This window comes from Roseibium sp., assembly GCF_048261595.1.
GTDB lineage: Bacteria > Pseudomonadota > Alphaproteobacteria > Rhizobiales > Stappiaceae > Roseibium.
Window position 1 is genome coordinate 802,187 of the sequence record NZ_JBLXFW010000002.1, and the last position, 22,799, is coordinate 824,985.

Consider the following 22,799-nt stretch of genomic DNA (forward strand, 5'->3'; position numbering starts at 1 on the left):
CCCCTTAGTTTGCGGCGCAGGCCTGGAAGCTCTGCTTCAGGACATCCCAGTTCAGATCGCGGCCGATGAAGACGAGTCGGCTCTCACGAGGCTCGTCATCCTTCCAGTCACGCTGGTGATCGCCCTCCACAATCATGTGCACTCCCTGAATGACATAGCGTTGCGGATCGCCCTTGAAGGCAATGATACCCTTGAGGCGCAGGATGTTCGGGCCCTGTACCTGGGTCACCTGATTGATCCAGGGGAAGAACATTTCCGGGTCGAGATCGCCCGCCTTCAGCGAGATGCTCTTAACAGAGTGTGGGTTGTCGTGATGATGGTGGTCGTGATCGTGGTCACAATCCGGGCCACAAGCGTGATCGTGATCATGATGATCGTGGCCATGGTGATGACCGTGATGGTGATCGTGGTCATGATCGCAATCAGGTCCGCACTCATGTGCGTGGTGACCATGCGCGAGAAAATGGGGGTCCAGTGACAGAATGCGGTCAAGATCGAACGCCCCGCGATCAAGCACCGACTTCAGGTCGATTGCACAACGCTCCGTGTGATGACGCACTGCATAGGGGTTGATCGAGCGAATGCGTGCTTCGACGACTTCAAGCTCTTCTTTTGAAACAAGATCGGTCTTGTTGATCAGAACGACGTCTGCGAAGGCGATCTGGTCCTCCGCCTCTTCGGTGTCCTCCAGGCGCTGGAGAACGTGGCGCGCATCGACAACCGTAATAACGGCATCGAGTTTTGAGGCCGCGCGCACATCATCGTCCATGAAGAAGGTCTGGGCGACCGGCGCCGGGTCTGCAACTCCGGTGGTTTCCACGATTATGGCGTCGAAGGCCCCCTTGCGCTTCATCAGGTTCTGGACCGTACGGATGAGGTCGCCGCGAACAGTGCAACAAATGCAACCGTTGTTCATCTCGAATATTTCTTCGTCGGATTCCACGAGAAGATCGTTGTCGATCCCGACTTCGCCGAACTCATTGACGATAACGGCATACTTCTGGCCGTGGTTCTCGGTCAGGATGCGGTTCAGCAGGGTGGTTTTCCCGGAGCCCAAATAGCCGGTCAGAACAGTGACCGGAATCTGGTTGGTAGCGGTGTCTTGGGACGCAGACATGGAATTCTCCAGCGCGGAATGAAATTAAATCCGGCGCGTTCGCCGGACTGAGTCCCGGCGAATATAAGCAGTCTTTTTAAGAAACGGGAGAGGGCAGAAACGACGAGCGGGAGAGATCCTCCCAAACGTCCGGTTCAAGGGGGCCCTCTGGAGGCTGGGTCAGACCGCTCCAAAAGGAACAAGTCGCTTCGAGCGCTCATCCCACAGCGCAAGGTTCGCGCACTTCAGGCTTTCCCAGATTGTCATACGATTGATGGTGGCAAGTTCCGGCCTTGCTGCCATGCATTCCTGCAGACGGTAATTCGGGATCTGGCTGCAGAGATGATGAATGTGATGGAGCCCGATGTTGCCCGTGAACCAGTCCAGAACCTTCGGCAAATCATAATAGGACGACCCAAGCACGGCAGCCGTCTTGCGGTCCCACTCCGGCTCACTGGACCAGTGCGTTTCCTCGAACTGATGCTGGATGTAGAACAGCCAAACACCGGCTGCGGACGCAACAAGCACCATGGGCGCCGCGAGCAACAGGAAGTCGGTCCAGCCCAGGAAGTAGATCAGCGTTCCGTAGACAACCAGCATCGCCGCGTCGAGAAGCAGAACACTCAGAGCCATCTCCCGAGACGGCCGCTGCACCACGAGCGGAAGACGCTGGATGACGAGGAAATGCAGGACCCCACCGACGGTGGTGAGAAAGAACGGATTTCTATAGATGCGGTAACCGATGCGCTGGATCAGCGGCAGAGCCTTGTACTCTTCAACGGTGAGCGTCGTGATGTCTCCGATGCCGCGCCTATCGAGATTGGCAGACGACGCATGGTGCAGGGCATGAGACCGACGCCAGTAGGCATAGGGGGTCAGTGTCAGAATACTGACCAGTCGGCCAGTAATGTCGTTCACCTTCTTGGAGGCAAAAAACGATCCGTGGCCGCAATCGTGCTGGATGATGAAGAACCTGACCAGCAACCCGCCCGCTGGGACCGCCAGAACGAGCGTGAGCCAATAGCTCACGTCCAGGCTGAAATACATCGCCGTCAATAAAGCCAGGAATGGCACCACCGTCGTGATGATCTGGCTGGTGGCACGCCATGCGACAGGCGTCTTGAACCGCTCGCAGTGCGCCGCAAGCTCCCGGATTTGTTCGTTCAGCAAGATCAGTCCCGCTTTTTGATTGTCGATTTTTTGCGGGACAAGCCCATTTCCAACATCTGGTGACAGAGCAGCGCCGCTAGGTCAACGTATCTTCTGTCGCATGTTGAAATAACAATGAAGTGGTTTTTCCGTCATGGGACCACAACTGTGCTGATACTCCGGGGAGCGTCCTCTATGGTCAATCCATGGAAAACGGACAATCCAGCGTAGGATGTATCACTCTTGAGCTTGCTGTTTGAAGAACTCGACTATCGCCCGACACCGATTGGCGCCCTTTCGCTCAGACGCAGGAAGGACCCGATCTCCCACCAAGAATACCATGAGATCATCCTGGGTGACGCCTTTCTCATGTCCAGCCGGTTCACTGTCGCGGAAGAGGAATTGTCGACCCTAGGCTTGGCCGCCGTCACAGGCGAAAACCTCGACATTGCTGTCGGAGGCCTGGGGCTTGGATACACTGCACGCGCGGCGTTGAAAGACACTCGCGTGTCCTCTCTTCTCGTTGTGGACGCTCTCGAGCCCGTCATCGACTGGCACAGGGACGGCCTTTTGCCCGTTGGCCGACAACTCACCTCCGACGCACGTTGCAGGTTCCAGCTTGGCGACTTTTTTGCGCTGGTCGCATCTGATGACGGCTTGGACCTCGAGCAACCGGGGCGCAAATTCGACGCCATTCTCGTCGACATCGACCATTCTCCAGACAATGTACTGGATCCGCAAAACCTGGCTTTCTATGCGCCTTCGGGCCTGGAAAGAATGGCGAGGCACCTGAAACCGGGAGGCGTGTTCGCACTGTGGTCGAACGACCCGCCGGCAACAGACTTCGAAGACGCGTTGACGAGGGTCTTTGCGGCAACGGACAGCCACGTCATTCCCTTCAAGAGCCCGCTGAACGACGTGGAGGAAACCAATACAATCTACGTCGGGCGCATTTAGACAAACCCCGTGGCAGCCATCGCATTCACCTCTTCGGAAAAACAGTTTCGCCTGACCGTCTTTTCACGTGTTGAGGATTTCAGCTAAAGCTGTCCGGACGACAGAGAAAAATGGTTCGTCGGGAGGAGCCACTAGAATGCTGAAGACCATTGCCGGATTTGACCGTATTGGCGAAGAAAACGCTTTCGCGGTGCTCGCACGCGCGACGAAATTGGCATCCGAAGGCCGCGACATAATCAATCTTGGCATCGGTCAGCCCGACTTCCGCACCCCCGAGCATATCGTCGAAGCGGCGATCAAGGCGCTTCGCGATGGCCACCACGGCTACACCCCGGCCACAGGCATTCTGCCGCTGCGCGAGGCCGTCAGCGCAGATGTCGAGAAGCGGACCGGATACGCTCCGAACCCGGACAACGTCATGATCGTCCCGGGTGGCAAGGTCACCATGTTCATGGCGATCCTGATGTTCGGTGAGCCAGGTGCAGAAATTCTCTATCCGGATCCCGGGTTCCCGATCTACCGGTCGATGATCGAGTTCACCGGAGCGAGCCCGGTCCCGATTCCGATCCGCGAGGAAAACGAGTTTGCCTTCTCCGCGGAGGAGACCCTGTCGCTGATTACCGACAAGACCCGCCTCATCATCGTCAATTCGCCTGCAAACCCCTGTGGCGGCGTGACCCCGCGGGAGGAAGTCGAGAAGCTGGTTGCCGGCCTCGAAAAGCACCCGAACGTCGCGATCATGTCTGACGAGATTTACGGCCAAATGACCTATGACGGCATGGAGCACGTCTCCCTGCTCGGCTTCGAGAGCATTCGCGATCGTCTTATTCTGCTTGACGGCTGGTCGAAGACCTACGCCATGACGGGCTGGCGCATGGGCTATTCCATCTGGCCGGACGCCCTGATGGACAAGGCCCGTAAGCTCGCGGTCAACGCATGGTCCTGCGTCAACGCACCTTCTCAGTTCGCAGGCCTCGCCGCCCTGACCGGACCGCAGGACGCTGTGCACGACATGGTCCGCGAATTCGATAGACGCCGCAAGGTCGTCGTAGATGGCCTGAACGCGCTTCCGAATGTGACTTGCCGCACGCCGTTGGGGGCCTTCTATGCCTTCCCGAATATCAAGGCGACCGGTTGGAAGGCAAAACCCCTTGCCTCCGCTCTGCTTGAAGATGCTGGCATTGCCGTCATCGGTGGACCGGATTTCGGTATCCTTGGCGAAGGCTACATTCGCCTCAGCTACGCGAACTCCACCGAAAACATCCAGCGAGCCCTCGGCCGCATGAAAGACTTCCTGGAAAAGAACGCGAAATAGGTTTGTCGCCCGTCACCTTACAGGCGGCGGGCAGTCCTCGCGATATGGCTGTCAGAAATCAGGATTTCTGCGGCGTTTCGGGAACCGAAGTGACCGCGCGCCCGCTCCTGAACCAGCTGACAAGGTTGTCCACGACCAGCTGCCCCATGGCATCGCGAGTATGCACCGATGCCGAACCGACATGCGGCAACACCACGACGTTTTCGAGATCGAGCAGGGCTTGCGGCACGTTCGGCTCATGTTCGAAGACATCGAGGCCGGCTGCATGAATGGTTCCGTCCGCAAGCGCCTCTGCGAGTGCAGCTTCGTCCACGACGGTACCTCGACCGATGTTGATGACAATGCCGCTCGGCCCCAGAGCCTTCAACACCTCCGCATTGACGATATGATGCGTGTCCTCTCCACCAGGCGCGACGATCATCAAGGTGTCACAGGCAGTCGCAAGGTCCAGCAAAGTGGCATGATAGGGAAACGCGATACCCTTCTGCTTGCTGCGCCCGTGATAGTGGATCTCAAGCCCGAAGGCTTCTGCGCGTTTCGCGATGGCCTTCCCGATCCTGCCCAGGCCCAGAACACCGAGTTTGCGACCACTGAGCGTCGCCTTGGACAACGGAAATGCGCCCTTGGCCTTCCAAGATCCGTCCCGCACCCACCGTTCTGCCGCTGAGAGTTCGCGCACCGTCATGATCAACAAGCCGATGGCCGTGTCGGCGACTTCGTCGGTCAGAACATCCGGCGTATTCGTCACCATGATGCCGCGCGCGCTGCAATCATGCGCATCGATGTTGTCGTAGCCAACGCCGAAATTTGCGACGATCTCGAGATTCGGAAATTGATCGAGAAAGGCCGCATCGACCTTCTGGCCTAGAACGGCCGCACCTCGAATGGTCTGCGACAACTCGGCCATGACTGCGAACGGATCGGCTGCTTCGTAAGGTTTGTGAACATTGAAATGCTCTGCGAGCCCACGCATGACCACATCGCGCATGACCCGCGGGACGATAATATCCGGCTTGCTCATAACTCGCCTCGGTGAACGAAAATCCAGGATTCAATCCCACCGATCAGATCGGAATTTCCGCGTATTTGCAAGGCATTGGCTATCGCGGTCTGAATTTTCCTCCTGAGAATCTTGTTACCATCGCAACCAATATTGACCAAGGGTCAGCCTTCCTCCAATGTGACGGCATTGGATTTTTGGGAGGAAATCATGAAGTTGTTTCAATGGGCCGCATCCGCGGCGCTAGCTGTTGGTCTGGGGGCTACCTCGCTCTGCGGTCCGGTTGCCGCCGCCGAAACCACCTTGCGCATTTCGCTGCAGCTACCACTCACGAGCCATCTCGGCCAGAATCTCTCGTTGTTCAAGGAGGAAGTGGAAAAAACCTCGAACGGCGATATCGCCGTCGAGATTTACGACAGCGCCCAGCTCTATAAGGACAAGGAAGTTCCGGCGGCTGTCGGCTCAGGCGCCATCGAGATGGGCGTTGCATCGCTCACCCGGTATGTCGGCGACATACCGGCAGTCGACATTTTCTACCAGCCGTTCCTGTTCGATTCAGAAGACAAGGTTCGTGCAGCGGTTGCCAAGGATTCCCCGGTTCGAGGACCGTTGGATGAGGCTATCAAGGACACAGGCGCGACCGTTCTCTGGTGGCAGGCATATGGTGGCGCCATCATGCTGTCCAAGGGTGGTCCGTTGAAGACCCCTGCCGACATGGCCGGCAAAAAAGTACGCGTGTTCGGCAAGACGCTTGGCGACTTCGTTCAGGCATCGGGCGGCGCTCCGACACTAATCTCCGGCTCAGAACAGTATCTCGCTTATCAGCGCGGAACGGTCGACGTCGGCATGACAGGCGTTTCCGGCGTCAAGTCACGCAAACTTTGGGAAGTCATGGATACCATCACCGTGACAAACCACGCAGACATCGAATTCATTGTCGTGGTCAACACCAAGTTCTGGGAAGGACTGCCGGACGCACACAAGCAGCTGATCGAGGCTGCGGCGGCAAAGGCAGAGGCCGATGTTCGTGATCGCATGTCACAAATCGAAGCCGCCGCTTACGCGGCCGCCGAGGAAAACGGCATGACGATCTACAATCCGACCGCCGAAGAAATCACCGCCTGGAAAGCTGGTGCGCAGCCGGTCTATGATGCGTACATCGAAAAATCCGGCGAGCTGGGCGCTCAGGTGCTCAAGGCAGCGCAGGGCCTTTGATCAGGCTTTCCTGACGTCATGCAACGTCACGCCCGGCCTTTCGAGGCTGGGCGTGACAGGTTGAAGCCTCCACAGGTACCCAAAGCAAATTCGGTATCGATCACAAAGCCACTGGCACTGTGCTTACACAGTGCGTCAGCTGACTGCGTTCGGCAGGCTGGTTGTCTTTGTCCTCACCGCTCTTTGCCTGGGATACGAAAATCCGTGAAGCGAACCGCGATGAAACCTTTCCATACTCTCGTCCAAGCGATGGCTTGGGTGTCCGCGGCGCTTTTTGTGGCGTCGGGCGTCATGCTCACCTACGAGGTGGTTGCACGGCATTTCTTCGTCGCCCCAACGATTTGGGCTGCGGAGCTATCGCAGCTTACCCTCATCTGGGGATCGTTGCTCGGGATGGCCTGGCTGCTCAGAACCCGCCGGCATATTGCCGTCGATGCACTGGTTGAGCTTCTCTCCGCACGACAGAAACGCGTCACCGAAACAATTTCCATGCTGGTGGTGGGCGCATTTTCTGCAGCGGTGACGTGGAAAGGCTGGGAGATCTTCTACGAGTCATTCGAGCGTGGTCGCACCACCGGGTCGATGCTCGACCTGCCGACCTGGGTCGCGGAGCTGGCTGTGCCGTTCGGCTTCGCCGTGCTGTTCGTCCAGGCCGTGATTGAAGCCTTCAACGCCATATCCGGACGCCAAATCCAAGGTCCGTCGCACGGAGCCCACGAATGAGCACACTACTGATCCTGGTTGCGCTGTTCGCACTGCTGCTCCTGCGCGTTCCAGTTGCTTTCGCCCTCGGCGGTCTTGGCCTCACGCTGCTGGTTGCGGGTGGGTTTTCGCCGCTCATGGCGCCCCAGGCGATTCTGTCGACCCTTGACGGCTTCATCCTGCTTGCCGTCCCCCTGTTCCTGCTGATGTCGAATGTCCTGCTCAAGGGGGGTGTCGGAAAGGACCTGTTCGCCGCCGTGCATGCATGGGTTGGTCATTGGCCGGGTGGCCTCGCGGTCGCAACGATCCTTTCATGCGCCATTTTCGCAGCGATTTCCGGTTCGTCCGTTGCCACAGCTGCAACGATCGGCACCGTCGCCATTCCGGAAATGATCAAGCGTGGCTATGAGAGGAAATTCGTCTACGGCCTGCTCGCCGCCGGGGGTACACTTGGCATTCTCATTCCCCCATCGATCCCGATGATCGTCTACGGCTTCGTCACCGAACAATCAGTGATCGCCCTGTTCCTGGCAGGTATCGGTCCCGGGATTCTGCTCGTGGTGCTCTTCATTGCGTTTGCCATGATCTACGCGCGATGGTTTGGAGGCTACACGCCGGAAGCCCCATCGACATGGGCCGAACGCAAGGAGGCAACCCTGCGTGCAACACCGAGCATTCTGCTGGCCCTCATTGTGATCGGATCAATTTACACCGGCGCTGCAACTCCGACAGAAGCGGCCGCGATCGGCTTTGCTGCAGCGCTCATCATCACCGCCGGCATCCTCAGAAGCCTGACATGGAAAGGGTTTCTCGACGCCGCATTTGAGACGATGGTCACCACCATCGCCATCCTCCTGATCATCGCTGGGGCGAAGGTCTTCGGCAAGGCAATTACGCTATACCGAATTCCGCAGGATATTTCGGTCTTCATCGGTCAGACAATCGATAGCCCGTTCTCGTTCATCATCGTCGTCTCGCTCGTACTGCTGTTGATGGGACTTGTCTTCGAGGCCCTGTCCATGGTGCTCATCATGACACCCGTCCTGCTGCCGGCGGCCACCGCCATGGGCTTCGATCCTGTTTGGTTCGGTGTCTACATGGTCATTCTGGTGGAATGCGCCCTGATCACCCCACCGGTCGGGCTGAATCTCTACGTAATCCAGTCGGTCGCTCGAACGAACCTGGCCGTTGTTTCGAAGGGTGTCTTACCCTTCCTGGTCATCATGCTGGCGAGCGTCATCATGCTTTACGCATGGCCCGACATTGCACTCTACGTGCCCTTCAAACTCTAGGATAAATGATGTCTCAAGCCGATAAATTGCGTCAGCTGCTCGCGCAGGACAAATTGCATGTCATGCCCTGCTGCTTCGACGCACTGTCCGCCAAGTTAATCGAACAGGCTGGTTTCGACCTGACTTTCATGTCGGGTTTCGCCACATCCGCGTCCCGCATCGGCGCTCCCGACCTCGGGCTCATGTCCTATGGTGAGGTTCTGGACCAGGCACGCAACATCGTGGAAGGAACTTCCATTCCCCTGATTGCCGACGGAGACACCGGCTACGGCAACGCTATGAATGTCAAACGCACCGTGGCTGGTTTCGCAAAAGCCGGAGCGGCCTGTGTCATGATCGAAGACCAACTCGCGCCCAAACGCTGCGGCCATACGCCGGGCAAGGCCGTCGTTTCACGCGATGAGGCTTTCGATCGAATCCGTGCAGCGGTCGATGCCCGTGAGGAGGGCGCCGATATCCTGATCATGGCAAGGACGGATGCACGGCATGATCATGGATTGGGCGAAGCGATCGAGAGGGCGGCCCGGTTCAAGGAACTCGGCGCCGACATCTTGTTCGTCGAGGCTCCCAAGACCAGGGAAGAGATGATCCAGATTTGCCGTGAGTTGCCGGGCCCGAAGATGGCGAATATCGTCGAAGGAGGGGAGACCCCCGAGCTCAGCCATCAGGAACTCCACAACATCGGGTATGCGATCGCCGCCTACCCACTTACGCTATTGGCCGCAGCGATGAAGGCGATGTGCGACGCGCTGGCTGCATTAAAGGATGACGAGCCGCGGACACATCTTCTCTCCAATTTTGGCGAACTGCGGGAAAAGATCGGCTTCGAAACCTACTATGCCGCTTCCGAGCGCTATTCCACGTCCCGGAGATACTGACAAATATAACAATAGAAAATACGTAGATTTTCAAATGCGCATTGAAATAAAATGGGAATTTGCGGATTGAAATTTGCAAGTATCAATTTGTTTATTGTTTCCGCCTCAAATGTAGGAGAACTACGTAGAGGAATATCGTAGATGAGTGTACCTAGCCTCATTTCCGGCATCCAATTGGATTTGGAAAAAACATTCGGCGCGATGGCAGAATGCGTTGTGATCGCGCGTCCTGACCGCCGCATTCTGTTTGTAAACAGCGCCGCCGAATTGATGTATGGCTACACAAAGCAGGAGCTCATCGGGCAAACTGCTGAACACATCTATGTCAACGAGGATGATTACAAGGCAGCGGGAGAACGGCACGCTGCATCGGCGCGTCGCGGCGATAGCCGGCGCTATGCCGTCGATTTTCGACGGAAAAACGGGGCGATATTTACCTGCGAAGTCGTCAGCACGCCGCTGTTCGACGCAAGATCCGAGCATGTTGGCTTTCTGTTCATTGGCCGGGACATCACGGATCGCCTGGCCCTTGAGGCCATGGCAGATGAGGCATCGCAGACACTCGAAGATGCCATTGAAGCCGTTTCTGAAGGTTTCGCTCTGTACGATAGCGACGACAATCTCGTGATCTGCAACGAGAACTACAAAAAGATCTATCACGAGTCGGCGTCGGCGATGATCCCCGGCAGTTCGTTCCGCGACATTCTGAGGTTCGGACTCGAAAACAATCAGTACGAAACCGGCTTCCTGAGCAACGAGCAATGGCTGAACCTACGTATCGAACGCCATCAGGTGGCCGATGGAGAGCCGATAGAACAGCGCCTGGCGGATGGCCGCTGGCTCAGGATCTCGGAACGCCGCACCCGCTCCAACGGTATCGCCGGAATTCGCGCCGACATAACCGAACTCAAGAACGCCCAACATGAAGCGCGCGAGGCTTATTCCAACCTCGCCATCCTTACAGACAGTCTTTCGTCCGCAATCATTGAGGTCGATCTGAACGGCACATGCATTTTCATCAATGAGTATGGCTCGAGGTGGTTCGCCTGCGGTTCGGAGCAACTGGTCGGGACAACCCTCGCTGATCGGCTGCCAGCCAAGATGCTTTCGGTCACAGCTGAGGTCTACAAGGAAGCGCTGAAAGGCCAGCGGGCAGGTTGCGAAACCATGGGCGTTTTCCCTGACGGCATTCGCAGGGACGTACATCTGGAGTACATTCCGAAGTTCAATGAAATTGGCGACGTCAGTGGCCTGATCATCTTTGCAAACGACATTACCGAGCGCAAAAAGGTCGAGCGCACACTCGCTGAACTCTATTCGGTCACGTCAACGCGGGAACTCAGTAGTGCGCAGAAGATCCAGCAGATCCTCAGGATTGGCTGCGAGCACTTCGATCTCCCGTTCGGCATCATCAGTCGCATCGTCGGCCAGAATTTCACTATCAAATGGGTAGAGTGCCCGAACGGCGAACTCGACCGCGGTGCCAGCTTTCCGCTTGCCGATACCTATTGCAGCAACACGCTTAAGGTAAATCAGCCGGTTGCAATAGCTCACACGGCAGAGTCAGAACTCGCACTCCATCCCTGCTACAAGACATTCGCATTGGAAACATATGTGGGTGCGCCATTGCTGGTGGACGGAGAAATCTACGGCACAATCAATTTCACTGGTACCGAGCCCCGTAAGCGCGCCTTTACAAAAACCGACATGGAGATCATCCGTCAGTTTGCCGACTGGGTCGGTAACGAGATTGCTCGTGAACAGGACCACAAGGCCTTGATGGATGCAAAGGTTCGGCTTGAAAGGATCGCCAGCGTCGATGACCTGACCGGAATTCTCAATCGCCGTGCATTCATGGAAAGGGCCAACACCGAAGTGGCGCGTTTTCGTCGCACCAAGTCGACGTTCACCGTCGCCTTGCTGGACATCGACCACTTCAAGTCTATCAACGACACCTATGGCCATGGTGTCGGCGACGAAGTTCTTATGCGTTTCTCCGACATAATTGGCGGAGCGCTGCGCGCAGTGGATGTATTCGGCCGCATCGGCGGTGAAGAGTTCTGCATCATCCTAGACAGCACGGTGCCCGACGACGCCATGCTCGTGTGCGAACGGCTTCGAGTGAAGATCGAGGAAAACTGCAAGCTGCCGCAAATGCAAAACAAGGTGACTTGCAGCATGGGGCTCTCAACGGTCATGCCCGACGACCTGGAATTCTCGGGTATCATGCAGAGGGCAGACATCGCTCTCTACCAGGCCAAGGCAAACGGTCGAAACCAGTGCTGTCTTTTCAAGCCCGAATTGGCACGGGCCGTAGGTTGACCGAACCTGAGCGGTCATCCCCTGGCAACGGGGCGGAGGCTATTCGACCAACCGGGGGCCCAGACGAACTCCTTGCGGGGGCGAACTCTCGCGCACGCGCAATTCGGGTTCAATCAGGATCGGTCTGTTCGGAACTCGTTCGCCGGCCACCTGACGCAAAAGCGTAAGTGCAGCCAGCCGGCCGATCTTGTCGGCATGATTGTTTACGGTCGTAAGCGCCGGCGTGCGGCTGGCAGCCCCGTCGATGTCATCGTATCCGGTAATCGCCATATCCGGCCCTGGCTCGATCTGCATGCGCCGCAATGCGGGCATCATTCCCAGTGCGACAAGGTCATTGAAGCACATCAGTGCCGTGGGCCGGTCTTCAGCGTTGACGATCTGCGGAACGGCCTTCTTCCCATCCGACTGCGTCATCAATTCCGGGATGTCGAGTTGGCTGGACGGTGAGATCCCCGCTTCTTCCAGAGCCCTGCTCCAGCCTGCATGGCGATCGCGTCCGGCGGAACTCCCCCTCCGTCCACCGACCATCGCAATCTTCTTGTGTCCCTGCTCGATGAGGTGCTTGGTAACGGCGTAACTGCCGGCGAGATCATCGCCGCGCACGCAAGGAGCCCAAACCCCCTTCAACTCACGACACATGAGAGTGACCGGGATTCCCTGATCGACGAGGCGGTTGATCTCTTCCGCGGTCGTGCCAACCGAGGGACATAGAATCAAGCCGTCGGCCCTGTGCTGCAGAAGCGTATTGATGAACGCACGTTGACGCTTCACGTCGTCACGATGATTGCAGATGAAAATCATCTGCCCGTTCTCTTCAAGAACATCCTCGAGCGACGAAAACACCTCTGCGAAGTAGGGATTGAGGATGTCGTGAACGGCGACGCCGACAATCTGGCTCTTTGCGGTACGCAGCGAAGCCGCCGACCTGTTGTAGATATACCCGATCTCTTCAGCGGTCTTCTTCACCTTCTCGCGCGTATCTTCGGCCACGAGCGGGCTATCGCGCAGGGCAAGTGACACGGTCGCCGTGGAGATGCCAAGCTTCTCTGCGATATGACCGAGCGTCAGCCTTTTGCCAGTCGGGAACGGGCTGGAACCGGCAGCGCCGGAGAGCGCATCATTCTGACCTCCCGGCCCCGGGTCGCCGGATGCCTTTTTGTCAGAACCTTTGTCGTCGGTCATATAGGTGTCTCAAGCGTGCGGCGGGCGCAATTGAAGATGCGGAAGTGTATACCACGTTCCGCATTCGTGTCCTCTTAACGCCGCGCGGCCGATTCGTCGAATTCCTCTCGCAGGTTAACGACAACACGTCGATTTTGCGACTTGCACGTAATATCGTCGCAATCGGTCACCGGCCGTTCGATACCGTATCCCTTTACCCACATGCGCTTTCGCTCAATCCCCTGTGCCACAAGCGCTGACATCACCGCGTCGCCGCGCCGGGTCGAAAGCTGTTTATTTTCCGCCTCAGTGCCCGGATCATCAGCATGGCCCTGGATCTTGACCAACCAGCTTCGGTTTTTTCTGAGCCACTCAGCCTGACGAACGATGGTCATCTGCGCTTCGTCGGTGATCGCAGCTGATCCTTCCTCGAAGAAAATACGCCGACCAACGTTCAGCATGAACTCTTCCTCGGAACCGGGTTTCATGTCGACGAAACCTGCTGCGGTGGCGTTGGTCACATCCGGAGTTGTCAGGTTATCAATGCCAGTGCAGGCGGCAAGTTGCGCGCCAGCGAGCAAGGCCAGTACCGTTAGGAAACGGCTCAAAACGTTCGAGATTGTCAAGATTGCCCCCTGAGAAGGAAACGGCCTCTTGGCCGCCTCCATCATTTTCACTGCCGCGCCGCTACCCGGCGTTTGCCCCCAGATGCTCGAGCACCAAGACCTTGGTTCCCTTTGGGCATCGTTGATAGAGGTCGATGACATCCTCAGGGAACATGCGGATGCACCCGCTGGAAACGTCCCGGCCAATACTCCAAGGCTCAAGCGTCCCGTGCAACCGGTAACCGAGATCGGCCCCGTCACGATAGAGGTAGAGTGCCCTCGGTCCGAGCGGGTTGTCCGCCGATCCACCTTCGACCAGTCGCGGAAGATCGGGCTGGCGCTGAAGCATTTCCGGCGGCGGCACCCAGCGGGGCCAGAGCGCCTTGCGATCGATGCGCGCACGACCGAACCACTGGAAGCCTTCCCGTCCCACGCCTACGCCGTAGCGAAGTGCCGTGTTGTTCTCCCAGACCACGTAAAGAAAATGGTTCCGCGTATCGACGACCACGGTGCCCGGCGGCTCCGGACTGAAATACTTGACCATCTGCTTGCGCCAGACGGGGTCGATCTTGTCGAAATTGGTGACCCGATACCGGAAGCCATTGTCCTCACGGTATCCTGTGAAATAGGCGTTGGCCGCGGCATTGGAAAATGCCGGTGTTCCCATCATGACGGAGGCGGCTATAGTTCCGCCACCAAGGAGAACCTCGCGTCTCGACAAAGACATTGCGCACCTCCCGAAATACTGGCACCCGGAAATCCATGAATTGGATGCCGAAGCTATTAAGCCTGCATTTCCGCCCTAACGTCAACCGCGTGGCCGCAACCAGCAGCCTACGTCTTATCCTTGCGTAGCTGCTCGCGATACAGAATGTAGAGACCTGAAGCAACGACGATGGACGCTCCCAGGATGGTCGTCGCAGTCGGGACATCGTTGAACACGAGATATCCCAAGCTTACCATCCAGACGATCTGAACATAGATGAAAGGCGCCAGAACCGGAGCAGGGGCCAACCGATGGGCCTGGATGAAGATCCAGTGCCCGATGCAACCATAGACGCCGGTCGACAAGAGCAGGCCCCATTCAAAAAGATCTCCGGGCGCTACCCAGACGGTCAAACCGGCCGGTGCCATGGCAAGCGAGGCAACGACCGCCGAGATCAGGAGCATGCTGGCGGAGGAATCCGTGGCAGCAAGAACGCGGGTCATCAAGGCATAGACCGCATAGAGCAGCATCGCCATCACGGAATAGATAGCCGCCCAGTGGATCTGCCCGGTTCCCGGTTGGGTCACCACAAGCACCCCGCAGAAGCCGACGATAATCGCGGCCCAGCGCCGCCATCCGACCCATTCTCCGAGAATCGGTCCCGCAAGCGCCGTTACCACGAAGGGCGCCGCAAAGAGGATCGACATGGTTTCGGCCAGCTGTAGATGCTGTACGGCGAGAAAATTGCCGATCGTCGTGCCAAGCAATGCGAGTGCGCGGACGACCTGGAACACCGGCCGTCCCGTCTTGAACAATCCCGGGTTCTTCCAGACTTTGAACAAAACCAGCGCAAGGATGACATGGGTCACGAAGCGAACCCAAACGATCTGAAGCGGAGGCAATGTCTGACTGAGATACTTCGCCGTGGCGTCCAGCCCGGAGAAACACAGACATGCCAGGAGGATCAGGCCGATGGCCTTCAAAGGCGCCTGTTCCGTGGGGACTTTCCCTGAGTGCACTTCAACGGGACCAATGGCAGAGCCGCCGGGCACCTTGATATTGTCCTGACCGGTCATTTCTTATGAGCTTTTCTGGATAAAACGCGGCTCGACATGGCCACGAGATTTCTCATAGGTTAGCGGCTAAGACAGAAGCAAGAAAGGGCGCTTTCCGCGCTCCCGGTACGTTCGCAAGAACCTATCCCATGTCCTGTAGTCAGAGGATCGGGTTTCATCATCATGCAGGCAGCAAAGGTCGATACACCTGTCGGCATCGTTTGGATCGAGCAAAGTGGTGAGACGTTGGTCCGTGTCGGTTGGGGCGGAGAACCGACGGCATGCCAGACGCCGCTTCTTGACGAAGCCTGCCGGCAAATGAAAGCGTATTTCGACAGGCGCCTAAGGGTCTTCGATCTGCCGCTTGCGCCCAGTGGAAGCGATTTTCATCAGTCGGTGTTCAGGGAGATGTCTGCAATACCTTACGGGGAGACCGTAACCTACGGCGAAATTGCCGCGAAGCTCGATACCTTTGGCCAACCGGTAGGTCAGGCCTGTGGGGCTAATCCCATCCCGATCATTATCCCATGTCACCGCGTCTTGTCCGCGAAGGGATTGGGCGGCTATTCCGGTGACGGAGGTCTCGAAACGAAGATCTCCCTCCTGAAGCTGGAAGGCGGCTATCCGTTTCTGGTTTGAGGAAGTGATACGGGCAGCATCCTCGTCAGAGGAACGCGGATGCCACGACATAGGCCACAAAGCCTACCAGCCCCCAGAAAACCGCTGCCTTCCAAATCGTAGCGCCCAGAACTGTGTCCTGTTCGGCGCTCGTTTGTTGTGCTCTGCCACGTTTCCGGCCAAAAGCCCGGCTCGAGATCGCACTGAACCGCCGTCGAAGTTCCGCGGCACGACGGGCTCCTCGTTCGTCATCCAGCTGTCGGCGTTTCATCATTCATTCCGCAATCACAGTGGTACTCTGAACCACCATACTATATGCGGGCTATGCAAACGAGGAGGCCACGACAGGCGAGCTACGCCGGCTCCAGCAACCGTTCTGGTGAATCGTGCTCGGCATCGGTCTCTGAAAGAGCCTCGCCCTCCTCGTCCTCGTCCGCATCACCGGTTTGGGAAAGGTTGCGCTCCACCTGGCGCAGGAGCTTGCGCAGCTTCTTCCGCTCCTTGTCGTCAAGCCCGCTCATGGCTTCGCGCTCGAGGCGTTTCCAGGCACGATCGACACTTTGGATCAATTCCCGCCCGTCGGCAGTGAGATAGACTCTGGCAAGGCGCCCGTCAGTATCCGAAACCTGCCTGCGGACATAACCCTGGGAAGATAGACGAGTGACCATCTTTGTGACCGTCGGCGGCTGAACCCCCAGCGCCAATGCAAGCTGGCTCATGGTTTTTCCATCACCATCGGCGAGGACTTTCAGTACAAGTTCCTGCCCCGGATGCAGGCCGATGCGCATGAGATGGCCACCGGAGCGAGCCCTTTGAGCCTTCGCCGCCTGCAACAATCTGAAGGTTGTGCTCTTCTTGTAGTTGAACGCCATCTACCGCCCCTTTGCCTGAAGCAACCAACCGCTTCCCGGAGCGGTTTCGGGCGCACCATAACGGCGCTATTTAACCGTCAAATGACAGTTCCGCTGGAGTGTTCCTTAACCGGCAAAGGCAGACAGTTTCCGCTGAACATCCGTCAGATACCGGTCCCGGCTCTCAGGCGTCGAAGTATCCATCTTGTAGTGTGCCAGGTAGAGCGTCCGGCACCTCGGAGCACACAACGCCCGCAGCCCCCTAAGGATCGTTTTGCGGCCAGGTTCTCCCACCAGCTTGGACAACCACCATGACGCGCCGCAGGTGGTCACGACAGCGATCGCCCGGATATGCTGCATCTTGGGCCGCGAACCGGCTTCCGTTGTGGGCATCGAAAAGGTCACATGGGGTAACCAGACCCGGTCGAGCCAGCCTTTCAGCATTGCCGGCAAACCGTACCACCAGGTCGGATAGACGAAGACGAGCATTTCGCACCAGACAATGTCCTCGACATATTCGGCGACCGGAGCGACGTTGTCACCTTCATCATGATAGCCCCGCCGCTCGTCTGCATGCATGACCGGGTTGAAACCCTCCTCGTAGAGATCCCGCAGTCTGACCTCGTGCCCCTGTTCCTTCAGTGTCTGGAGGACGGTTTGAACAACGCCGAAGTTGAAGCTTTCACGGCACGGATGACTGAAGATGACGAGCACCCGCATCAAAACGCCTCCATCGCTGACCTGACCTTGTCGAGAAACTGGCGCCGCTCATCAACGCTGCGTCGGTTCATGTCGTAAAGGGCGTGATAGCCCACCGGCGCCGCAGGCTTTATGACAGCCCGTAGCACTCGGGTTGCAATCTTTCGCGGCGGATCCCCAACCAGAAACGCGCGTAGCCGAGTCCCTCCGTATGTGGTCACCACGGCGAGCTTGCGGATGTGATGCAGGCAAGGAACAACCTTGCCGTCTTTCATCTTGAAGGAAACGCCCGGGAGAAAAACTCGGTCGAAAAAGCCTTTCAGGATGGCTGGGTGCCCAAAATTCCAGACCGGTGTAACGATGACCATCGCGTCTGCTCGCTCCAGCCTTTCGACATATTCGGCAACCGGCTCGCGGTTGGCGTCAAGGTCGTGATAGGCGTTGCGCTCTTTACGAGACAACACCGGATCGAACCCTTCGGCATAAAGATCGCAGTCATCGACATCGTGCCCCGCCTGCTCGAGACTTCGCAGAACTTCATCATGGAGCGCCGCTCCGAAGCTGTTTTCGACGGGATGGGCAAACAAGACGAAGACCCGCATCGCACACTCCGTTTCTATTTCGAGATCAATTGTCAAATTCCGGACATGCCTATGGGACGGCCCGTCTGAAGCTCAAACCGGGCGGCCACCTGAAATGGCTATCGTGTAAGAAACTACCTACCCGGCTTGCAATCCGGGGAAGAGAAAGAGCTTGTTCGACGAATAGTCGTAGGACGGGTCTTCCCAGGCAATCATTTTGCCCGGGTTCAGAAGTCCCTTGGGATCAGCGAGCTTTTTGAAGGCAAGCTGCACCTCGTCCGTTTGCTTCATTCCGCCTTCTTCCAGCGTGTAGCGGTGCGGATTGAAGATCGGACATCCATTGTCCTCGTGGAGCCGGATGATTTCGTTGAGCCGCTCCTCGCTGGTGTAGCGGACAATCGGCAGGCCGAAGCACGTTATCTTGCCGTCGAAGCGAACATACTCAAGATGGGCAGGCACTTCCTCTCCCAGCAGGTTCACCATCGTCCGGACCTTCTCCACCTGATCGGGATAGGGATAGAGGACCTGCAAATAGGTGATCGACGGGTCGACCCGCAGACCGCGAAGGGTCGTGTGGTTCCATGCAAGCTCGTATGCGGGTGGCAACCCCTTCCTGACCTCTTCCGATACTGTGTCCGAGCGATACAGGATCGACGCAGTTCGATTGCGCGAGACGAACGTGGCAAAGGCATCCATCGCGAAGGGTGCGACCATACAGACGACCACGGACTGATCCTTGCGGATGAACTTCTGATGCCGGAGAAAATACTCATGAGGCACGGGTGCCGCGATCGGCGCAATCTCCTTGAGCAGAAGACCGTCCTGGTTGCCCAGGGCATCTGCGAACTCAACGCCGTCCATGAAGGCATCGAAGCCGACAAGAACATCGACCCAGTCATATGCGGCCGTCAACGGCATCTCTACTTCGGTAATGACGCCGTTCGTACCGTAGGCATGCATGACCTTCTGAAGGTCCTCGCCGGTCAGTTCCAGCACCTGCGGCTCGGCTTCCATCGTAAGGACACGAAGGCGAATGACATTACCGAGATCGCGCAGGCCACCCCAGTTGATCGACCCGACTCCGCCGGAACCTCCCGCTATGAAGCCGCCGATCGTAGCCGTGCGATAGGTCGAAGGATGGAGCCGCAGTTCCTGTCCGGAATGTGCCCGGCATTCCTCATCGATCTTGCTGATGATCGCGCCCGGTTCGACGACAACCGAGCCCTGCCTGATTTCCTTGACCCGGTTCATCTCGGCGAGGTTCAGGATGACCCCTCCGGCGAGTGGCATTGCCTGGCCGTAATTTCCGGTTCCGGCCCCTCGCGTTGTCACGGGTACATCGAGCTCGTAGCAGGTTTTCAGAACCTGGATGACCTCAGCTTCCGACTTCGGCGTGACGACCAGATCGCCAGTGACCTCGTCCAACTGCTTCTTCAGGACCGGTGAGTACCAGAAGAAGTCGCGGCTTTTCTGTTTCACGATTTGCGGATTGTCCTCGATCTGCAAACCGTTGAGCCCGGCCTTGAGTTGTTCCAGAACGCTCATAAGACAGCTCCGTTTCCAGTCATCAGGTGATCGAGTTCGCGGTAATCGGGGACGCGATCGTTCAGGGTAAATCCGTCACGTATGACGTCGCGCGGTGCAGAGGGTCGTGACAGGAGTTCGCTCCAGTTCCGACCGCGGAACAGGATCAGGTTGGCTGCGGCGCCATCGGAAATGGACGGTGCCGGAACGCCGAGCATCCCGGCGGGAGCGGTAGACACGGCGCTGATCCAGTCGCCGACCGGATGGTCAAGGTGGAGAATTCGGGTCGCCTGCGCATAAACCTCGATCAGATCCAGGTCCCCATAGGCATAGAAGGGATCGCGCGTGTTGTCCGAGGCTACGGCGACAGGAATGCCACGTGCCTTCATCTCATGCAGCAATGTTACGCCGCGCCACCTTGGTGTGCGCCCCGGGCTGCGATCCTGCAGATACATGTTGCACATCGGGAGCGAGACAACGCCGATCCCAGCCGAAGCAACCAGATCGAGGGTCCTGTCGGCCTCCTCCATGTCCTGTTGCGCCAGCGAGCAGCAGTGACCGCAAACGATTTTGCCGTCGAATTTCGCGCGAAGGGCTGCCTCGGCGATGTGCCTGAGTGATTTCGCAGCCGGGTCGTTGGTCTCGTCGACATGAAAATCCAGATCGAGTCCGCGGCTCATTGCTGCTTCGAAAATGCGATCCAGCAAACCGTCCAGTCCCGGCACCATGTAAGTCACAGCACCAAGGACCCCGCCCGCCTGTTTCACCCGGTCCGCAATCACGTCAAGGAACCCGGGCTCGTCGATCAGACGGTCGATACCAAAGAGACAAGCACCCTGAAGCTCAACTCGGCCACTCCATTCGGCACGCACTTCCTCGAACACCGGCCAGGAGATGGTCTCTTGCGGCGGCAGGCTGTCGATATGCGTCCGGACCACCGATGTACCCTGCGCATAGGCACAGCGGAGCCCGAACTCCATACGGGTCCTGACGTCTTCAGCATTCCAGTGAGCAAGCCGGTCCTCGGCAACCGCGGCAAGCGCACCACCGAAAGTTCCGTCCGGATTGGCGTTGCGCTGCCAGATGTGTCCCTTGTCGAGATGGGTATGCATGTCGACGAGTGTCGGCAAGACCATGCCGTAGTCCATGTCGAAAACAGCGTCGCCCGCGACCTCAACGGCATCTGAGGGCCTAAGGGCGCGGATAGCGCCGGAGACAACCTCGATATCCACGATTGCGAGATCACCCTGTGCCACCGCGCGAAAATCAGGGGGAAGAAGGCAGCCAGACACACTCGCGCGGCGCAGGACAAAATCGCCTCGAAGATCCGACGGCAAGACGTTGGCCATGATCAGTTCTCTCGCCTGAGTGCACTCTCGTGCCATTTGCGCAGCAGGAGATGGGAGATGAAGCTGGTAATCGCAAAGATCACGACACCGGTTGCCGACAGCAGGATCAATGCTGCGAAGAGCCGCGGGATGTTGAGCCGGAATTGCGATTCCAGAAGGCGGTAGGCAAGGCCCGACTGCGCCCCTGCCGAGCCCGCTGCAAATTCCGCGACCACGGCGGCAATAAGTGCCAGACCGCCCGCGATGCGAAGACCGGCGAGGAAATACGGCAACGCGTTTGGCAGCTTCAGATAGAGGAGCGTCTGCCAGCGCGTTGCGCCATAGAGCTCGAACAGGTTGAGGAGATTATGGTCGGTCGACTTCAGACCCTGCGTCGTGTTCGACAGGATCGGAAAGAAGGCAACGATCCATGCGCAGATCAGCAGGGCTGCCTGCGTCGTTGGCGCGTAGATCAGGATCAGCGGCGCAATCGCGACAATCGGGGTTACCTGCAAAATGACCGCATAGGGATAGAGCGCCAACTCGACCCAGCGCGATTGCACCATGATGATGGAAATAGCCACCCCGCCGACGAGCGCTATTGCCAAGGCAGTCAGCGTTATCTTCAAGGTGATCAGTAGTGCGCCCGACAGGGTCCCCCAGTCGTTGACCAGCGCTTGCGCCACGCGAATGGGACTTGGCAAGATGTAATGCGGCACGTCATAGGCGGCGACATACCAGGCCCATACGACAATCAGCAGACCGAGCATCGCGACCGGGATCAGAACCTTTAGAACCTTTTCCCGCAGGGACCCCTTAGAAGCGAAGACCGGCGCCGGTTCGTCCAGGGCCGCGGGCGTTGCGATGGTTTCGGAAACTTGGTTGCTCAAGCTCATAGATGATCATTCGCCTCCATTGCGGCGTGCAGGGCAGCAGATGCTTCCCTGCAATAATCATTGTAGATGGCGGAGGTACGAAACGCGTCGTCACGTGGATAAGGCGCCTCTACAGGCATATCGTTGACGACACGCCCAGGGCGTGCGGCCATCACGACAATCCGGCTGGAGAGATAGACGGACTCGAACACAGAGTGCGTGACGAAGATCACCGTCCAGCCGAACTGCTCCCAAAGGTGCAGCAGGTCGTTGTTGAGCTTGAACCGGGTGATCTCGTCCAGCGCGGCGAAAGGTTCGTCCATGAGAAGAATCTTCGGGCGCGTCACAAGCGCACGTGCAATCGAGACACGCATCTTCATGCCGCCCGACAACTCTCGCGGATAGGCTTCCGAGAACTTGTCGAGCCCGACCATTGCAAGCGCCTCCAGCACCTGATCGCGAGCAGCTGCTTTGGAGATCCCCTTGAGACGCAAGGGAAGCCAGACATTGTTGAAAACCGTGGCCCAGGGCATCAAGGTGGGCTCCTGGAACACGAAGCTGATCTCCGGCAATGCCTTGCCGCTCGCATCGTGATCCGAGGTGGGCCACTCGACTGCTCCTGTCGTCGGTTCCCCAAGACCTGCAATGATCCGCAGGACCGTGGACTTTCCGCACCCGGACGGTCCAAGCAGGCTGACGAACTCGCCCTGCCGGATGTCCAGGTTCATGTTCTGGAGCGCGGTCGTTCCGTTCGAAAAGACTTTTGAAATCCCGCCCAGGCTGACGAGCGGCTTCATGGAAAGGTCGGGAGCGTACGGGTGTGCCGTTGCTGAAGTCACGTGAGGGCTCCGTGTCGGGCCGGAGGTCGGC

22 protein-coding genes are annotated in these 22,799 nt (G+C 57.9%); 8 read left to right on the plus strand and 14 right to left on the minus strand.

Going from position 1 to position 22,799, the window contains the following annotated elements:
- Positions 1-4 precede the first annotated feature (4 nt).
- Together ACN0SY_RS10980 and ACN0SY_RS10985 are read right to left on the minus strand one after the other, a co-directional pair.
- Entirely contained in the window at positions 5-1,117 is a 1,113-nt protein-coding gene (locus tag ACN0SY_RS10980; RefSeq protein WP_417687158.1) for a CobW family GTP-binding protein, read from the minus strand.
- A 159-nt stretch (positions 1,118-1,276) separates the two neighbouring features.
- Complete coding sequence (locus tag ACN0SY_RS10985; protein WP_417687159.1) at positions 1,277-2,266, minus strand: fatty acid desaturase; 990 nt, start codon at positions 2,264-2,266, stop codon at positions 1,277-1,279.
- A gap of 222 nt (positions 2,267-2,488) precedes the next feature.
- Between ACN0SY_RS10985 and ACN0SY_RS10990 the strand changes: the two genes are divergently transcribed.
- Both ACN0SY_RS10990 and ACN0SY_RS10995 read left to right on the plus strand, forming a co-directional pair.
- Positions 2,489-3,202, plus strand: a complete 714-nt coding sequence (locus ACN0SY_RS10990) for a spermidine synthase (RefSeq protein WP_417687160.1) — start codon at positions 2,489-2,491, stop codon at positions 3,200-3,202.
- A gap of 136 nt (positions 3,203-3,338) precedes the next feature.
- Positions 3,339-4,517: a pyridoxal phosphate-dependent aminotransferase gene (locus ACN0SY_RS10995; protein ID WP_417687161.1), complete on the plus strand. Its 1,179-nt coding sequence runs from the start codon at positions 3,339-3,341 to the stop codon at positions 4,515-4,517.
- A 58-nt stretch (positions 4,518-4,575) separates the two neighbouring features.
- Here ACN0SY_RS10995 and ACN0SY_RS11000 read toward each other — a convergent pair whose 3' ends face one another.
- The gene (locus ACN0SY_RS11000) at positions 4,576-5,538 is read right to left on the minus strand and encodes a 2-hydroxyacid dehydrogenase (protein ID WP_417687162.1); all 963 of its coding nucleotides are present in this window, start codon (positions 5,536-5,538) and stop codon (positions 4,576-4,578) included.
- Positions 5,539-5,727: 189 nt separating this feature from the next.
- On the opposite strand from ACN0SY_RS11000, the gene dctP reads away from it, so the two are divergent.
- The 5 genes from dctP to ACN0SY_RS11025 all read left to right on the plus strand — a co-directional run bounded on the left by dctP (position 5,728) and on the right by ACN0SY_RS11025 (position 11,926).
- Entirely contained in the window at positions 5,728-6,732 is a 1,005-nt protein-coding gene (gene dctP, locus ACN0SY_RS11005) for a TRAP transporter substrate-binding protein DctP (protein WP_417687163.1), read from the plus strand.
- 204 nt (positions 6,733-6,936) lie between these two features.
- Complete coding sequence (locus ACN0SY_RS11010; RefSeq protein ID WP_417687164.1) at positions 6,937-7,455, plus strand: TRAP transporter small permease; 519 nt, start codon at positions 6,937-6,939, stop codon at positions 7,453-7,455.
- A complete protein-coding gene (locus ACN0SY_RS11015; RefSeq protein ID WP_417687165.1) occupies positions 7,452-8,726 on the plus strand; it encodes a TRAP transporter large permease in 1,275 nt (424 codons plus the stop codon). The genes ACN0SY_RS11010 and ACN0SY_RS11015 overlap by 4 nt, the downstream gene beginning before the upstream one ends.
- 8 nt (positions 8,727-8,734) lie before the next feature.
- Positions 8,735-9,604, plus strand: coding sequence for an isocitrate lyase/PEP mutase family protein (locus ACN0SY_RS11020; protein ID WP_417687166.1), 870 nt, complete (start codon positions 8,735-8,737; stop codon positions 9,602-9,604).
- 201 nt (positions 9,605-9,805) lie between these two features.
- The gene (locus tag ACN0SY_RS11025) at positions 9,806-11,926 is read left to right on the plus strand and encodes a diguanylate cyclase (RefSeq protein WP_417687167.1); all 2,121 of its coding nucleotides are present in this window, start codon (positions 9,806-9,808) and stop codon (positions 11,924-11,926) included.
- Positions 11,927-11,965: 39 nt separating this feature from the next.
- Here ACN0SY_RS11025 and ACN0SY_RS11030 read toward each other — a convergent pair whose 3' ends face one another.
- The 4 genes from ACN0SY_RS11030 to ACN0SY_RS11045 all read right to left on the minus strand — a co-directional run bounded on the left by ACN0SY_RS11030 (position 11,966) and on the right by ACN0SY_RS11045 (position 15,474).
- The gene (locus tag ACN0SY_RS11030) at positions 11,966-13,108 is read right to left on the minus strand and encodes a LacI family DNA-binding transcriptional regulator (RefSeq protein WP_417687168.1); all 1,143 of its coding nucleotides are present in this window, start codon (positions 13,106-13,108) and stop codon (positions 11,966-11,968) included.
- Between the two features lie 74 nt (positions 13,109-13,182).
- Positions 13,183-13,758, minus strand: coding sequence for an OmpA family protein (locus tag ACN0SY_RS11035; protein ID WP_417687169.1), 576 nt, complete (start codon positions 13,756-13,758; stop codon positions 13,183-13,185).
- A 16-nt stretch (positions 13,759-13,774) separates the two neighbouring features.
- Positions 13,775-14,419 (minus strand): L,D-transpeptidase, encoded by a 645-nt coding sequence (locus tag ACN0SY_RS11040; RefSeq protein WP_417687170.1) that lies wholly within the window; start codon positions 14,417-14,419, stop codon positions 13,775-13,777.
- A 107-nt stretch (positions 14,420-14,526) separates the two neighbouring features.
- Positions 14,527-15,474, minus strand: coding sequence for a DMT family transporter (locus tag ACN0SY_RS11045; RefSeq protein WP_417687171.1), 948 nt, complete (start codon positions 15,472-15,474; stop codon positions 14,527-14,529).
- Between the two features lie 162 nt (positions 15,475-15,636).
- Here ACN0SY_RS11045 and ACN0SY_RS11050 point away from each other — a divergent pair, with 162 nt between their 5' ends.
- Entirely contained in the window at positions 15,637-16,092 is a 456-nt protein-coding gene (locus ACN0SY_RS11050) for a methylated-DNA--[protein]-cysteine S-methyltransferase (RefSeq protein ID WP_417687172.1), read from the plus strand.
- Positions 16,093-16,424: 332 nt separating this feature from the next.
- On the opposite strand, the gene ACN0SY_RS11055 is transcribed toward ACN0SY_RS11050, so the two are convergent.
- From ACN0SY_RS11055 to ACN0SY_RS11085, 7 genes are all read right to left on the minus strand, one after another.
- Entirely contained in the window at positions 16,425-16,943 is a 519-nt protein-coding gene (locus tag ACN0SY_RS11055; protein WP_417687173.1) for a MarR family winged helix-turn-helix transcriptional regulator, read from the minus strand.
- 105 nt (positions 16,944-17,048) lie between these two features.
- Positions 17,049-17,642 carry an NAD(P)H-dependent oxidoreductase gene (locus tag ACN0SY_RS11060; protein WP_417687174.1) on the minus strand — a complete coding sequence of 198 codons (594 nt, stop codon included), beginning with the start codon at positions 17,640-17,642 and terminating at the stop codon, positions 17,049-17,051.
- A complete protein-coding gene (locus ACN0SY_RS11065) occupies positions 17,642-18,223 on the minus strand; it encodes an NAD(P)H-dependent oxidoreductase (RefSeq protein WP_417687175.1) in 582 nt (193 codons plus the stop codon). The genes ACN0SY_RS11060 and ACN0SY_RS11065 overlap by 1 nt, the downstream gene beginning before the upstream one ends.
- A 117-nt stretch (positions 18,224-18,340) precedes the next feature.
- Positions 18,341-19,747, minus strand: a complete 1,407-nt coding sequence (locus ACN0SY_RS11070) for an FAD-binding oxidoreductase (RefSeq protein WP_417687176.1) — start codon at positions 19,745-19,747, stop codon at positions 18,341-18,343.
- Positions 19,744-21,075, minus strand: a complete 1,332-nt coding sequence (locus ACN0SY_RS11075) for a cytosine deaminase (RefSeq protein ID WP_417687177.1) — start codon at positions 21,073-21,075, stop codon at positions 19,744-19,746. The genes ACN0SY_RS11070 and ACN0SY_RS11075 overlap by 4 nt, the downstream gene beginning before the upstream one ends.
- A 2-nt stretch (positions 21,076-21,077) precedes the next feature.
- The gene (locus tag ACN0SY_RS11080) at positions 21,078-21,944 is read right to left on the minus strand and encodes an ABC transporter permease (RefSeq protein WP_417687178.1); all 867 of its coding nucleotides are present in this window, start codon (positions 21,942-21,944) and stop codon (positions 21,078-21,080) included.
- A gap of 2 nt (positions 21,945-21,946) precedes the next feature.
- Positions 21,947-22,768 carry an ABC transporter ATP-binding protein gene (locus ACN0SY_RS11085; RefSeq protein ID WP_417687179.1) on the minus strand — a complete coding sequence of 274 codons (822 nt, stop codon included), beginning with the start codon at positions 22,766-22,768 and terminating at the stop codon, positions 21,947-21,949.
- Between the last annotated feature and the right edge of the window lie 31 nt (positions 22,769-22,799).

Coding starts and splice junctions, on each gene's coding strand:
- ACN0SY_RS11025 (WP_417687167.1), top strand. CDS start 9,806: ATGGCAGAATGCGTTGTGATCGCGCGTCCTGACCGCCGCATTCTGTTT.
- ACN0SY_RS11030 (WP_417687168.1), bottom strand. CDS start 13,108: ATGACCGACGACAAAGGTTCTGACAAAAAGGCATCCGGCGACCCGGGG.
- ACN0SY_RS11050 (WP_417687172.1), top strand. CDS start 15,637: ATGCAGGCAGCAAAGGTCGATACACCTGTCGGCATCGTTTGGATCGAG.
- ACN0SY_RS11000 (WP_417687162.1), bottom strand. CDS start 5,538: ATGAGCAAGCCGGATATTATCGTCCCGCGGGTCATGCGCGATGTGGTC.
- ACN0SY_RS11065 (WP_417687175.1), bottom strand. CDS start 18,223: ATGCGGGTCTTCGTCTTGTTTGCCCATCCCGTCGAAAACAGCTTCGGA.
- ACN0SY_RS10980 (WP_417687158.1), bottom strand. CDS start 1,117: ATGTCTGCGTCCCAAGACACCGCTACCAACCAGATTCCGGTCACTGTT.
- ACN0SY_RS11020 (WP_417687166.1), top strand. CDS start 8,735: ATGTCTCAAGCCGATAAATTGCGTCAGCTGCTCGCGCAGGACAAATTG.
- ACN0SY_RS11070 (WP_417687176.1), bottom strand. CDS start 19,747: ATGAGCGTTCTGGAACAACTCAAGGCCGGGCTCAACGGTTTGCAGATC.
- ACN0SY_RS11060 (WP_417687174.1), bottom strand. CDS start 17,642: ATGCGGGTGCTCGTCATCTTCAGTCATCCGTGCCGTGAAAGCTTCAAC.
- ACN0SY_RS10995 (WP_417687161.1), top strand. CDS start 3,339: ATGCTGAAGACCATTGCCGGATTTGACCGTATTGGCGAAGAAAACGCT.
- ACN0SY_RS11040 (WP_417687170.1), bottom strand. CDS start 14,419: ATGTCTTTGTCGAGACGCGAGGTTCTCCTTGGTGGCGGAACTATAGCC.
- ACN0SY_RS11045 (WP_417687171.1), bottom strand. CDS start 15,474: ATGACCGGTCAGGACAATATCAAGGTGCCCGGCGGCTCTGCCATTGGT.
- ACN0SY_RS11055 (WP_417687173.1), bottom strand. CDS start 16,943: ATGGCGTTCAACTACAAGAAGAGCACAACCTTCAGATTGTTGCAGGCG.
- ACN0SY_RS11015 (WP_417687165.1), top strand. CDS start 7,452: ATGAGCACACTACTGATCCTGGTTGCGCTGTTCGCACTGCTGCTCCTG.
- ACN0SY_RS11035 (WP_417687169.1), bottom strand. CDS start 13,758: ATGATGGAGGCGGCCAAGAGGCCGTTTCCTTCTCAGGGGGCAATCTTG.
- ACN0SY_RS11075 (WP_417687177.1), bottom strand. CDS start 21,075: ATGGCCAACGTCTTGCCGTCGGATCTTCGAGGCGATTTTGTCCTGCGC.
- dctP (WP_417687163.1), top strand. CDS start 5,728: ATGAAGTTGTTTCAATGGGCCGCATCCGCGGCGCTAGCTGTTGGTCTG.